Origin of the sequence: Rhodococcus sp. 11-3, from assembly GCF_023704055.1 — a bacterium.
GTDB lineage: Bacteria > Actinomycetota > Actinomycetes > Mycobacteriales > Mycobacteriaceae > Rhodococcus > Rhodococcus aetherivorans.
Map to the genome: position 1 here is coordinate 5,284,410 of NZ_CP080406.1, position 12,909 is coordinate 5,297,318.

General features: G+C 71.1%; 12 protein-coding genes. 5 read left to right on the forward strand and 7 right to left on the reverse strand.

Annotation, left to right across the window (positions count from 1 at the left end; translation table 11 throughout):
• Positions 1-33: 33 nt before the first annotated feature.
• Positions 34-756, reverse strand: coding sequence for an N-acetyltransferase (locus KZJ41_RS24310; RefSeq protein ID WP_102800418.1), 723 nt, complete (start codon positions 754-756; stop codon positions 34-36).
• Positions 757-1,359: 603 nt separating this feature from the next.
• On the opposite strand from KZJ41_RS24310, the gene KZJ41_RS24315 reads away from it, so the two are divergent.
• The 4 genes from KZJ41_RS24315 (at position 1,360) to KZJ41_RS28530 (ending at position 5,675) form a co-directional block, all read left to right on the forward strand.
• Positions 1,360-1,632 carry a hypothetical protein gene (locus KZJ41_RS24315; RefSeq protein ID WP_102800417.1) on the forward strand — a complete coding sequence of 91 codons (273 nt, stop codon included), beginning with the start codon at positions 1,360-1,362 and terminating at the stop codon, positions 1,630-1,632.
• Between the two features lie 88 nt (positions 1,633-1,720).
• Positions 1,721-3,403, forward strand: coding sequence for an alpha/beta hydrolase (locus KZJ41_RS24320; protein WP_102800428.1), 1,683 nt, complete (start codon positions 1,721-1,723; stop codon positions 3,401-3,403).
• 421 nt (positions 3,404-3,824) lie between these two features.
• The gene (locus KZJ41_RS24325) at positions 3,825-4,454 is read left to right on the forward strand and encodes an antibiotic biosynthesis monooxygenase (RefSeq protein WP_102800416.1); all 630 of its coding nucleotides are present in this window, start codon (positions 3,825-3,827) and stop codon (positions 4,452-4,454) included.
• 195 nt (positions 4,455-4,649) lie between these two features.
• Positions 4,650-5,675 (forward strand): monooxygenase family protein, encoded by a 1,026-nt coding sequence (locus KZJ41_RS28530; protein WP_306430605.1) that lies wholly within the window; start codon positions 4,650-4,652, stop codon positions 5,673-5,675.
• Between the two features lie 195 nt (positions 5,676-5,870).
• On the opposite strand, the gene KZJ41_RS24340 is transcribed toward KZJ41_RS28530, so the two are convergent.
• From KZJ41_RS24340 to KZJ41_RS24360, 5 genes are all read right to left on the reverse strand, one after another.
• A complete protein-coding gene (locus KZJ41_RS24340) occupies positions 5,871-6,314 on the reverse strand; it encodes a GNAT family N-acetyltransferase (protein ID WP_251549764.1) in 444 nt (147 codons plus the stop codon).
• Between the two features lie 86 nt (positions 6,315-6,400).
• Positions 6,401-6,856 carry a nitroreductase/quinone reductase family protein gene (locus KZJ41_RS24345; protein WP_251549766.1) on the reverse strand — a complete coding sequence of 152 codons (456 nt, stop codon included), beginning with the start codon at positions 6,854-6,856 and terminating at the stop codon, positions 6,401-6,403.
• A 14-nt stretch (positions 6,857-6,870) separates the two neighbouring features.
• The gene (locus KZJ41_RS24350; RefSeq protein ID WP_072636302.1) at positions 6,871-7,749 is read right to left on the reverse strand and encodes an alpha/beta fold hydrolase; all 879 of its coding nucleotides are present in this window, start codon (positions 7,747-7,749) and stop codon (positions 6,871-6,873) included.
• A gap of 20 nt (positions 7,750-7,769) precedes the next feature.
• The gene (locus KZJ41_RS24355; protein ID WP_102800415.1) at positions 7,770-8,402 is read right to left on the reverse strand and encodes a TetR/AcrR family transcriptional regulator; all 633 of its coding nucleotides are present in this window, start codon (positions 8,400-8,402) and stop codon (positions 7,770-7,772) included.
• On the reverse strand, positions 8,399-10,204 hold the full coding sequence (locus KZJ41_RS24360) for an amidohydrolase family protein (RefSeq protein ID WP_029546190.1): 1,806 nt from the start codon (positions 10,202-10,204) through the stop codon (positions 8,399-8,401). The genes KZJ41_RS24355 and KZJ41_RS24360 overlap by 4 nt, the downstream gene beginning before the upstream one ends.
• 117 nt (positions 10,205-10,321) lie before the next feature.
• Between KZJ41_RS24360 and KZJ41_RS24365 the strand changes: the two genes are divergently transcribed.
• Positions 10,322-11,392 carry an alanine racemase gene (locus tag KZJ41_RS24365; protein WP_102800414.1) on the forward strand — a complete coding sequence of 357 codons (1,071 nt, stop codon included), beginning with the start codon at positions 10,322-10,324 and terminating at the stop codon, positions 11,390-11,392.
• Positions 11,393-11,424: 32 nt separating this feature from the next.
• Here KZJ41_RS24365 and KZJ41_RS24370 read toward each other — a convergent pair whose 3' ends face one another.
• On the reverse strand, positions 11,425-12,867 hold the full coding sequence (locus tag KZJ41_RS24370; protein ID WP_043802828.1) for a PLP-dependent aminotransferase family protein: 1,443 nt from the start codon (positions 12,865-12,867) through the stop codon (positions 11,425-11,427).
• Positions 12,868-12,909 lie beyond the last annotated feature (42 nt).

The window sequence follows — 12,909 nt, forward strand, 5'->3', positions numbered from 1 at the left end:
GCAACGTCAACAGCTGACGCCGGGTCAGATTCATCAGGGATCTGTCCCGCACCGGTCGCAGAAACTGTCGGGGCGGGCCGGAGGCACGACGGGGTGGCGATAGCTGCGTACGGCGACGCCGTCGCGGGTGAGGTGTTCTCGCACCGGGCTCCATCCCAGGTGTTCGTAGAACGCGCCGGCGCCGTCCGGGCCGGCGCTGGTGAGCAGCTCGGCTGTTGCAGCGCCCCGCTCGTGCGCACGGGTGAGAAACAGCTCGACCAGGCACGCACCGACGCCGCTACCCCGCAGCGGCGGCCGGACGGCGACCGCGGCCAGCAGAGCTACCGGCACGGGATCGATCTGGGCCGAGTGCGCGGCAGGCCGTGAGGTGATCGTGCGAAGAAGGCGTCGGGTCCACGGCCCCGCCCGTGTGCGCAGGAACCGCACCGCCAGTGGTGGGTGATGCAGCAGCGACAAGGCTGCGGTCGAGGCCAGGGCCAGCATGCAGCGGCGGTCGGCCAGCACCGCCCGCATGTGTGCCGATTCGTCGGTCGATCCGAACAGGAAGGCGCACACGTCCTCGCCGGAGTCGCACCGACGCTCCGCGACGAACGCCACTGCATGCGGTGAGTCGAGGAATGTCCTGTGCCAGCGACGCATGAAACGCGGCCCCCGAGCGGGGAAGAACCCGACAGGCAGCTGCTCGATGTGCAGTTGCGCTGTGGCGTCGAGATCGGCGGCAGTGGTGCCTCGCAGGACGAGATCGTTCGCGGTCAACGGACCGGGCCGTGGAGAAGGCGCCGGTCGGGCACGGCACCGCGGGCGGCGGCGACGCAACGTCGGTCGGTACACGAACCGGTTCCCCTTCTGCGGTCAGGTCAGGCCGGGCATGCCGTGGTCATTTCTCGACGTCGCATCTCTCGATACGGCCGCCGAATCTCCGACGCAAGGCCGGACAGCATTGCGCCGATCACTGGGCACGGAGTCTTCTGCGCCGCAACTGGGGTGGTCCGGGCCGTGAGATGGCGGAACCCGAGCGATCGCGCCGCCACGAGTAGGGCGACGCGCGTCCCGGCTCCTCCCGCGGGCTCACAAGCACGTGGCGTAGTTGACGGTGTGGTCGGACCCGAACAGGGTGCTGCTCCTCACGGACGACGGCCTGCCCTCAACCCTCTTCCCCGGTCCGGACCGGGGAAGACGAAGTCCTGTCTCGAGTGTGCCCCCGGCGGTAGGGCTTCGCCCGCGTTTCCGAGGAATCTGCTCGAGACCCGAGCCGGGCGCCTCACGGAGCGGATCCTCGCCGAAAGCCACGGCTGGGCCGAAACGGGGCTGCCGGACTCGGCTGTCAGGACAGCGGCGGGACGGCGGTAGCCTCGGGTCGTGATCGAGCACCACCTCGATCTCCTCGACGGAGCATCCTCGATGCAGATGCACGGCGTCGGCGACCATCTCCGGGACCTGGTCGAGCCGACGAGCCTGGGCTGCGGCCTCAGGGCCTCAGGGGGCGCGGTGTCCGCCACCCGAGCGAACTCGTCCGCGGCGGTCTCGACCGTCACCTCCGGCTCGCGGGCGTGGAACTGGACGCTCGTCCCGGTTCGCCGGCGCCGGCCCCCGAGCGGCCGCGTCATGCCGAGATGGATACATACCGCCTGAATGTCTTACCGCCTAATGTAATTCGATACTGTTGGACGTCACAGCATCAATTCGGTGAGACAATCCAGGAGTCGAAGGGAGGCGCATGATGGCCCAGGCACGAACCGTGATCGGTGAGAGCGTCGAGGAGTCGATCGGGGGTGGCGAGGACGTCGCGCCACCGAGGCTCGGGCCGGCCGTCGGCGCCCTGGCCGACGTGTTCGGTCACGGCCGGGCGGTGGCCCGGCACGGCGTGTCGTTCGGCAGGGAACTGGCGAAGATCGCCGTCGGCCGGTCGACGGTGGCTCCGGCGAAGGGAGACCGCCGGTTCGCCGACTCGGCGTGGAGTGCGAACCCCGCCTACCGCCGGCTCGGGCAGACCTACCTGGCGGCAACCGAGGCCGTCGACGGAGTCGTCGACGAGGTCGGTCGCGCGATCGGCCCGCGACGCACGGCCGAGGCCAGGTTCGCCGCCGACATCCTCACCGCGGCCCTGGCCCCGACGAACTACCTGTGGACCAACCCCGCGGCGCTGAAGGAGGCGTTCGACACCGCCGGACTCAGCCTCGCACGCGGCACCAAGCACTTCGTCTCCGATCTGATCGAGAACCGGGGCATGCCGTCGATGGTCCAGCGCGGCGCCTTCACCGTCGGGAAGGACCTTGCGGTGACCCCGGGTGCGGTGATCTCCCGCGACGAGGTCGCCGAGGTGCTGCAGTACACCCCGACCACGGAGACGGTCCGCCGCCGGCCGGTGCTCGTGGTGCCCCCGCCGATCGGCCGGTACTACTTCCTGGACCTGCGGCCGGGACGCAGCTTCGTCGAGTACAGCGTGGGCCGGGGCCTGCAGACCTTCCTGCTGTCGTGGCGCAATCCCACCGCCGAGCAGGGCGACTGGGACTTCGACACGTACGCGGGCCGGGTGATCCGGGCGATCGACGAGGTGCGGGAGATCACCGGCAGCGACGACGTGAACCTGATCGGTTTCTGCGCCGGCGGGATCATCGCCACCACGGTGCTCAATCACCTTGCCGCGCAGGGCGACACCCGAGTGCACAGCATGGCCTATGCGGTGACGATGCTGGACTTCGGCGATCCGGCACTGCTCGGCGCGTTCGCCCGGCCCGGCCTGATCCGGTTCGCCAAGGGCCGGTCCCGCCGCAAGGGCATCATCAGCGCCCGCGACATGGGGTCCGCGTTCACCTGGATGCGCCCGAACGACCTGGTGTTCAACTACGTCGTCAACAACTACCTCATGGGTCGCACCCCACCGGCCTTCGACATCCTCGCCTGGAACGACGACGGCACCAACCTGCCCGGCGCCTTGCACGGTCAGTTCCTCGACATCTTCCGTGACAACGTGCTCGTCGAGCCCGGCCGGCTCGCCGTGCTGGGCACGCCCGTCGACCTGAAGTCGATCACCGTGCCCACGTTCGTCTCGGGCGCCATCGCCGACCATCTGACCGCATGGCGCAACTGCTACCGCACCACCCAATTGCTCGGTGGAGAAACAGAATTCGCGCTCAGCTTCTCCGGGCACATCGCCAGCCTGGTCAACCCGCCGGGCAATCCGAAGGCACACTACTGGACCGGGGGCACACCCGGCCCGGACCCGGATGCCTGGCTCGAGAACGCCGAGCGGCAGCAGGGCAGCTGGTGGCAGGCCTGGGCCGACTGGGTGCTCGCCCGCGGCGGGGAGGAAACCGCCGCGCCGGACGCACCCGGCAGTGCGCAGCATCGCGCGCTCGACGCCGCTCCCGGCCGGTACGTGCGCGACCTGCCCGCCGGCTGACCGCCCGTCCCCCGGCGACCCGTCCGGACCCGGACCCGGACGGGTGTCCCACCACAGCGGTAGTGACGACCGCTCTGCTCCTGCTGGAGACCCGCTCTCCGGCACCTTGGAGACGTCTCGGGTTTGCAACGCCTTCCGATCGTTGCATCGACCCATGGAACGGGCGCCTCCCGTACCCGTCGGACAACGCGCAGACGCACCCGACGGCGTGGTGACACAACACCGGCGCAGCGTTCTGCTGTGGACACCGAGGGCATGCACCTCGGAAAACACGAGACCCCGCGAGCCCGCGACGACTGCGGCGGCTCCTGGGCGCCGAGAGAATCGGCCACCGCCCATTGCCTCCGGCGGATTGAGGGAGCAGGGTGAAGCACGGGGGAATGACCGGCGACGCCGCGTCGGCGCCGCCCTGAGGAGAAGGGTGCCGATCATGTTCGCACGCTCCACCACAATTCACGCGCATCCGTCGTACATCGACGCCGGGATCAAGCACGTACGCGACACCGTGATGCCCGCGCTGGCGGACATCGAGGGCTGCCTCGGAATGTCCCTGCTGATCGATCGCGGCTCGGGCCGGTGCATCGCGACCAGTTCGTGGCGGGACGAGGAATCGCTACGCGCCAGCGAGGGCCCGGTGCGGACGCTGCGTGACGCCGCCGCCGAGATCTTCCACGGCACCACGGAGGTCTCGCGGTGGGAGATCGCTGTCATGCATCGCGACCACCATTCCGAGCGCGGGGCCTGGTGCCGCGTCACCTGGATCAAGACCGAACCCGCCCACATGGACCGCGGCGTGGACATGTGGAAGATGGCCGCATTGCCCCAGATGGAGGAACTCGAGGGCTTCTGCAGCGCCAGCCTGATGCTCGACCGCGCCGCGGGTCGCGGGGTGTCGTCGCTGACGTTCGACAGCGCCGAGGCGATGGAACGCAGCAGAGAACGCGTCGACAGCATCCGGGCCGAAGTGGCTCGCGCGGCGGGCGCCGAGGTGCTCGATACCTGCGAGTTCGAGCTCGCCATCGCGCACCTGCACGTCCCCGAGATGGCGTGAGCTGATCAACTTTCGAGAAGGACGACCCCGGCCGGTTGCGCCGGCTGCCGCAGCGACCGGCCGTCATTCGAAGATCGAATATGTGCTCGGGCAAGGGGAGCGGTCTACGCACCGAAACCGTGTCCGAAGACATGAATGCCGTGTCCGAAGACGTAGATTCAGGGACCGGAGACCGGTCACCATCACTCACACCCGGTGGGGGCGCGGCGGTGCGAGGCCGGATGGGAGGCCGCCATGATCGAAGTCGAGGACAGCATTGTCATCGCGCGCCCGATCGGCGAAGTATTCACCTTTGTCGCGGACCAGACCAACGCTCCCCGATGGCAAGACGGATTGCTGGAAGTACGCCGGATCACCGCCGGACCGCCGGGAGTAGGTACCAGGCATGTCGCTGTCCGTAGATTCATGGGACGCAAGCTCGAGCTGACCAACGAGTACGTCCACTACGAGCCGAACACGAAGATCACCTTCACCGGGGCTTCGGGACCGAGCAGTTTCGAGGCGGCGTATCTGACCGACACGACGGCCGACGGGACCCGGGTGACGTGCCGCATGCGGATGGAGCAGAGGGGCCTCTTCAAGCTCGGTGACCCGCTGGTTGCTGCCGGCCTCCGACGGGAATTTGCCGTGAACCTGGAGAACCTCAAGGGTCTGCTCGAAACGAAGGCCGACGGCCACCTGCCGACGAAGGACCGTGTCATGCGTGTCGACCGTTCGACCATCGACCTGTCCGGCTACCCGGACCTGGTCGTCGTCTACCTCGGAATGCGCGTGAATCGTCCTCGCGGCTTGCTGCGGATGCTGGGGCTCGGACCGCAGATCAACCGATCGTGGAAGGACAAGCCCGACGGGCTGCTGCTGCACGAGGACTTCATCTGGTCCCTGCTTCCGCCCCACGCCGGGATGCGGCAATACTGGCGCGACCTGGACAGTCTGGAACGCTGGACCCGCTCCGACCCGCATCGGCTCTGGTGGCGCACGTTCCTGCGCGACTCCGGCGGCACCGGGTTCTGGCACGAGACCTACTTCATGCGCGGCGGCGTCGAGGCGATCTACGACGACATGGCCGAGCCGACCGGTCTCGCGCGGGTTGCCCCACGCGTGCCGGCCCGCGGAGCGATGTTCTCCGCACGACGGCGCGCGGGCGACACGACGCCGGCAACGGTCGCGCCCGTGGTCTTGGAGAGCGACTACTACGCCGACGAACCGGAGACACGCTGACCTTGCTCCCGGGTGTTCCGAGTGGGCGCGGCGACCGGTCCGGGGAAGCAGCCCCCGCCGGGCCCCGACTGCGGTTCCGCCCGGCCCCGGCGCTGCAGACAGGGATACCCGTCGCTCGCGGTGGTTGTCACAGAGGGCCGGTTATCGGACGAGTCTGACTTCGACGAGAGCCGTGCCCGGGTAGTTCTTCTCCGCTCAGTCGGGCAGGAAGCCGTTGCGGCGATAGAAGCTGTGCGCGCGGGGATTGTCCTCGGCGACCCAGAGTTGCGCACGGTCCCCGGCCAGAACCGCGTCCAGAAGTTCCTGCCCCGCACCACTCCCGTGGTGTTCGGGCAGGAGATAGAGGGTGTAGAGCTGAAGATCTCGGACGGGGTCCTCGTCGTCTATCGGTATGCCTGCAGAAGCGAACCCGACAATCTCCCCGTGAGCCTCTGCAACGCGCAGTCGCGGCGGCCGCCGCGGCCCGTTCAGCATGGAGCGCCACATGGCCTTCCGCTGTTCGAGCGCGTCGTCGTCGAAGAAGGAGCTCGGGAGAAGGTGCCCGTACGTGGCGCGCCAGGTGACGATCAGCACCCGAGCGATCGCATCGGCGTCGGCCGGTCCGGGCGCCCGCACGTGGAACTCCGAAGCCTCCCGCACGGTTCGAGACTAGCAACGCGGGCAGATACCGCACGCAGGGCTCGTCGGAGGGCCGATGCCGACCCTGACCGATTCGGCGAGCCCTGTCAGTCCTCGTCCGGCGCGAGGACGTAGATCGGGATCTCCCGCTCGGTGCGCCGGGCGTACACCTCGTAGTTGGGCCACACCTCCACCAGCACCTCCCAGTGGATCGCCCGCTCGCTGCCCTCCGAGCGTCGCGGTACCACCACGGTCTCGCGGCCGCGGTAGGTGACCCGGGCCTCGTCGGCGGCGTCGAGATTGCGGGCCCAGCCGGGCAGCTCCGGCATCCCCCAGTTCGAGCCGGCGACGAGCCAGGCGTCGTCGTGCGGAACGCCCAGCAGCGGCGTGCTCCGCTCGACCCCGCTCTTGCGGCCGCGGACCGTGAGGACGAGCTCCGGCAGGCCGGCCAGGGTGAGCAGAGTGACGCGGCCGAACGTGACCCGCTGGATGGTGTGGTCGACGGTGACGATCTGCTTGCCGAACCGCGGCAGCCACGGCTGGCTCCCCAGTTTCACCGCCACCGGCCGGATCGGATTCACGCCGGCGACCAGGCCGCCAGGACCGTGCGCACGGCGGTGACCACCGCCAGCGGCTGGTCGATGACCGGGTGATGTCCCGCGACCGGCAGATCCGTCACCAGCGCGTCCGGACCGAACTGGGGCCGCATCCGGGCCAGCAGGTCGGGACCGACGATGCCGTTCTCCGAGCGGAAGTAGGCGATGCGGCACTTCGCCTCGAAGCTCTCGAGGCTGGTGCGCCGGTCCTTGGTCATCCGCAGGGCGTCGAACTTCCAGCTCCACCCCCCGGGCACCTGCCGCATGGACTGCCGCGCGATGTGCTCGAGCACGTACGGCTCGGCGGTCTCCTGGGGCGGGACCAGCCGGAACCGCGCCATCGCCTCCTCCGCCGTCGGATACACCTTCGTGCCACTGCGCTCCCGCGCGGCCTGCGCCCGCATCTCGATCTCCTCGGGCGTCAGGTCCCGGATCGGGGAGTCGAGGATCACCACCCCGTCCAGCCGGTCGCCGTACAGATGGGAGGCCGCGAAGGAGACGATCCCGCCCATGCTGTGGCCGACCAGCACCGGGGGCCCGGCGATCCCGCCGGCCTGCGCCACCGCGAGCACCTCCGCGGCCCACAGCTCGAGGGAGTAGCCGTCGCGGTGGCCGCTGTCCCCGTGCCCGCTCATGTCCAGCGCGACGACGCGCCGGCCCTCGGCGAGCTGGGGTGCGACGTGATCCCACCAGCGCGAGTGCGCCATCCCGCCGTGCACCAGCACGATGCCGGGACGGCCCTCCTCACCCCACGCGCGGTAGGCGATCGAGACGCCGGCGACCTCGACGTTGCCGGTCTCCACCGGCGCGGCAAGTGCCTCGACGAACCACTTCGGCGCCGATTCGTTGTCGATGCTCATTACCCGAACCTACTTCGCTCTCACCTTCCGGTCACCAGCTGGGCCACCAGAGCGAGACGCGGCTCCTCCTGCTCGGGCTGCGGGTGGACCACCGCGGCGACGGCCTCCCCGTCCAGCAGGTGCACGATCGTGAACAGCAGCGTGTCGAATTCCGCCGGTTCGAACCGGGAGGCGATCGGCAGGGTGCGGCCGAACTCGGCGATCTGGGCGTGGTACCGCTGCGCCATCGGAGCGAGACGGGCGCGCAGCGCGGGATCGGTGCGCGCCGCGCCGAGCAGTTCGTACCAGGCGGCGTTGATCGGGGCGCGGCACGCGGCCCGCAGCAGCCGCAGGCACTCGCGGACCGACTCGGGGCTGTCGCCGGGCCCACCGAGTTGTGCGAGCCCGAGCCGGAAGTTCGCGAACTGCCGCTCGCGGACGGCGTCGGCGGCGGCGACCATCAGATCGAGCCGGGCCGGGAAGTGCCGGAACACCCCACCGGAGGACACCCCGGAGCGGCGGCACACCTCCCCGATGGTGGTGGCGGTGTAGCCGAGTTCACCGAGGGCCTCGACGGTCGCGTCGAGGATCCGCTCGATCGTGGCCGTGCGGCGCTGCTGCTGGGTGCGCCGCCCCGCGACCGGGTGTCGTTCTCGCTCCGGCGCTTCCGTCATCGGGTGCCGCTCCGCGCCGGCACGGGTCCACGCGCGTCGACGCCCGCGCGCAGGAAGCGCCCGGTGCCGACGGTGGCGCCGTAGCCGGGCACGAACTCGCCCGCACGGAACACCACGCGCCCGGCCACCGCGGTCGCGGTGACGGCGGCGTCGTTGCGGTTGACCATGCGGCTCAGTCCGCCGAACTCGGGCATGGGCGCCTCGTGGTAGGCGTCGGTGTCCTCGTTCAGACCGGCCGGGTCGACCACCACGAGGTCGGCGCGGTCGCCGATGCGCAGGTGCCCGGCGTCGATGCCGTAGAAGTCGCCGAGTTCACCGGTGAGCTTGTGGATCGCCGATTCCAGCGGCATGACGGGCTTTCCGCGCCCGGCGTACTCGTGGATGCGGCGCAGCATGCAGATGCCGTAGTTGTAGAACGCCATGTTGCGCAGGTGCGCGCCGGCGTCGGAGAAGCCGACGGTCACGCCGGGCTGCCGCAGGAGCCGGTTGGCCACCTCCGGCCGATCGTTCGCGATCACCGTGTGCCAGCGGAACTTCCGTCCGTGTTCGACGACGAGGTCCAGGAAGGTGTCCACCGGGTGCACACCGCGTTCGCGCGCCACGTCGCCGATGGAGCGGCCGACGAGCGACGCGTCGGGGCACTCCACGATGGTGGTGTCGTCGAAGTCGCGGTGCCACACGCGCGGCGAGAACTTCTTGTCGAAGTCCTGCCGGAACCAGCGGCGGTACGCCTCGTCGCGCAGCAGCTCGTTGCGGGCGACCTCCTCCTTCAGGTGCAGGGCGGCCCGCCCCGAGCCGAACTCCTCGAACACCACGAGGTCGATCCCGTCGGAGTACACCTCGAACGTGGTGGGCAGGTGCTGCCAGCGGAAGGCGCCGCGGCCGATCCGGTTGGCGGCGAAGGCGATCGGAGCGAAGATGCGGTGCACCCAGCGTTCGGCCTTGGTGTCGGCGGCGGCGAGCACGGCGGCCTTCATCGGCTTGCGGCCCAGGCCGGTGGTGGCGAGGGCGAAGAATGCCACGTCGTACTTGGTGTTGAGGTTCGGCACGGCCTGCAGGACGCGGCCGCGGCGGCGCAGGATGCGGTGTATCCGGCGGAACTCGGACCACGAGGCGTGGGTCGAGGGCAGCGTGCGGGAGCGGTAGCGATCGCCGTCGAGCTTGTCCCAGGGATTCGTCATGGTGGACACGCCGAGGAATCCGGCGTCGAGGGCGTCCTCGATCCCGGCCTCGATCGCGGCGAGTTCGGCACGGCTCGGAGCGCTGGCGGGATCGGTGGAGCGGCCGAGCCCCAGGACGGCGGCCCGGACGTCGGAATGCCCGATGAACGCGGCGACGTTCGGGCCGAGCGGCAGGGCGTCGAGCGCGGCGACGTATTCCCGGGGCGACGACCAGGTCCTGCCCTGCTCGAGCGCGGCGAGCACGTGTTCGCGGGGCAGCGCCTCGACCCGGCTGAACAGGTCCGCGGCGTCGAGCGGCGGCACGAACACCGTCGAGAGCGAGCAGTTGCCCATGAGGACGGTGGTGACGCCGTGCCGCACCGACTCGGGCAGGCCGGGCGAGACGAGCACCTCGGCGTCGTAGTGGGTGTGGGGGTCCACGAAGCCGGGCATCACCCACCGGCCTTCCGCCTCGATCACCTCGGTGTCCGGCCCGATGGGCAGCGGTTCGGCGCTCGCCGCCGCCACCACGCCGTCCCGGATACCGAGGTCGCGGACGACGCCGGGTGCGCCGGTGCCGTCGAACCACAGACCTCCGCGGACAACCAGGTCGAACTCGGCGGGCGCCGGTGTCGTGTCCATGTGACCTCCCTCACGTCGATGCACCGAGCATAGCGAGAAAGAGGACGACCGCTCTCTATTTTCGGTAACTCGCCGGGCAGGCGCCGGACCGGTCGGGGCCACGAATAGAGTGCGGCCATGCCCGCGTTCCCGGCCGTCCCCGCCACCCCCGCTCTGCTCGTCGACCGTGACGTCCTCGACCGAAACATCGCGCGGATGGCCGACGCGGCGCGCATTCGTGGCGTGGCCCTGCGCCCGCATGCCAAGACGCACAAGTGCGTCGAGATCGCCCGTCGCCAGATCGCCGCCGGCGCCGTCGGGCTGACCGTCGCGACGGTCTCCGAGGCCGAGGTCTTTGCCGATGCCGGTTTCCGCGACCTGTTCATCGCGTATCCCCTGTGGACGGACGCCGCGCGCGGGGCCCGGCTGCGTGCGCTCGCCGCGGAGGTCCGCCTGACCGTCGGGGTGGACTCGGCCGAGGGCGCGCGGGCACTCGCCGAGCACGCCCGACCGGGCCTGCACGTGCTCGTCGAGGTCGACAGCGGTCACCACCGCACCGGGGTCGCCCCGGAGCGGGCCGGGTCGGTCGCCGTCGCGGCCGCCTCGGTCGGGCTCGAGGTGCGCGGCGTGTTCACGTTCCCGGGGCACTCCTACGGGCCCGGTCGGCCGGCCGTCGCGGCGGCGGACGAGGCGACGGCACTGAGCCGGGCGGTGGCGGCGGTGGCGGCCACCGGACACGACGCGAGCGTGGTCAGCGGCGGCTCGACCCCCACCGCGCACCTCGACGTGCCGGCTGCCACCGAGCTGCGGCCGGGCGTGTACGTCTTCGGCGACGCGCAGCAGCTCGAGCTGGGCACGGCCGGTGCGGACGCGATCGCGCTGACGGCGCTGTCGACGGTGGTGTCGGCGCGTGACGACACGGTGGTGCTCGACGCCGGCAGCAAGGTGCTCGGCGCCGATCGCGCCGCCTGGGCGACGGGCTACGGCCGCATCCTGGGCGCACCGGACGCGCGGATCGTCGCGCTGTCCGAGCACCACGCCACCGTGCAGTGGCCGGACGCCGCCGATCGCCCCGCGCTCGGCACCCGGGTCCGGGTGATCCCCAATCACGTGTGCACCACGGTCAATCTCGCCGACGACCTGATCGTCGTCGCCGGGGACACGGTCGTCGACCGGTGGCCCGTCGCCGCCCGCGGCTGCAACACGTAGGCGGCTCCGCCGCCGGTGCGTCCTTTGGGCGGCTAGGACAGCCCGAAGGACACACCGCGCAGGGCCGCCCCGATCGCGTCGGCCGCGTCCACCGCCCGGGATTCCGGCAACCGCGCGTACCCGCACACGAGTCCGCGCGGACCGCCGGGGGCCGCGCTGTACGTGCTGAGCGGCGCGCTCTCCACCCCGAGCCGTCGTGCTGCGGCGGCGACCGCCACGTCGTCGACGTCCTCCGGAAAACGCAGCACCACATGCAAACCCGCTTCGATACCGGTCACCGACACGCCGAACCGCTCGAGATCGCGTAGCGCACCGACGAACGCGGACCGCCGGGCGCGGTACGTGCGGGACGCACGCGCCAGATGCCGCGACAGTGCCCCCGACTCGATCAGCCGGGCCAGCGCGGACGCGGTGACCGAACACGCCACCTCCCCGCTCTCGGTCACGGCTGCCGCGATCCGCGAACGCAGCGGGACCGGCGGTATCAGCCACGCGAGCCGCAGATCCGGCGACAGGATCTTCGAGGCGGTCCCCACGTAGGCGACGCACTCGCGCCCGCCGTCGATGCTGCGCAGCGCCGGGAGTGCGGACACGTCGTATCGGAACTCGCCGTCGTAGTCGTCCTCGACGACGACAGTCCCGGTCTCGGCGGCACGGGCGACGAGCCGTGCCCGACGGGACACCGGCATGCGCGCCCCCATCGGATACTGATGAGCGGGTGTGCAGTACACCGCGGCGTCGGTCTCCCGCACCAGGTCGGGATCCAGACCGTCCTCCCCCACCGGGATCGGCCGCGGCCGGGCGCCCTCGCCGACGAGCGCCCGTCGCGCACGGCCGTACCCCGGGTCCTCGAACGCGACGTCGCGGTCCCGCAGCGTCGCGGCGATCGCGAGCACCCGGATCGCGGCGGCGACGCCCGGCAGCACGACGATCTCGTCCGGGCCGCAGGCGAGGCCCCGCGTCCGCCGGAGGTGATCGGCCAACGCCCGGCGCAGCTCCGGATGCGCATCCGGATCGGCGACGCCGAGGGTGCGTGGTGCCGCGGCGGCCGCACGCCAGGCCCGGCGCCACTCCGCGTCCGAGACCAGCGCCGGGTCCGGAATGCCCGGCCGCAGGTCCAGTACGGGCGCGCGACGAGCCCGGTCCGGCTCCGACGGCGGCGCGGCGGCCACGACCGGGTGTGATGCGGCGTGCGCCCGGGCCGCCACGTCCGCGCCGGCCGCGATGCGCGTACCCGAGCCCGCCCGGGCCACAGCGAAGCCCGAGGCGCACAGCTCGTCGTACGCCTCGACCACGCAGCCGCGGGACACCCCGAGCTCCGCGGCCAGCGTGCGGGTCGACGGCAGGAGATCGCCGACCCGGATGTGACCGCACCGGATCCGGTCGACGACGGCCTCGGCGAGACGCTGCCGCAAGGGGGCGCCGGTGTCGGGCAGCTCGAAGGTCAGATGGACGACGGGCGCGACGCGGGGCACGGCACGACAATACTGGTCCTGGATTCGGCGGGTCTTGTGGAT

Bases quoted from the DNA above. Each gene is read 5' to 3' on its own strand.
- KZJ41_RS24320 (WP_102800428.1), top strand. From the start codon at position 1,721: ATGGCCCAGGCACGAACCGTGATCGGTGAGAGCGTCGAGGAGTCGATC.
- KZJ41_RS24350 (WP_072636302.1), bottom strand. From the start codon at position 7,749: ATGAGCATCGACAACGAATCGGCGCCGAAGTGGTTCGTCGAGGCACTT.
- KZJ41_RS24355 (WP_102800415.1), bottom strand. From the start codon at position 8,402: ATGACGGAAGCGCCGGAGCGAGAACGACACCCGGTCGCGGGGCGGCGC.
- KZJ41_RS24360 (WP_029546190.1), bottom strand. From the start codon at position 10,204: ATGGACACGACACCGGCGCCCGCCGAGTTCGACCTGGTTGTCCGCGGA.
- KZJ41_RS24365 (WP_102800414.1), top strand. From the start codon at position 10,322: ATGCCCGCGTTCCCGGCCGTCCCCGCCACCCCCGCTCTGCTCGTCGAC.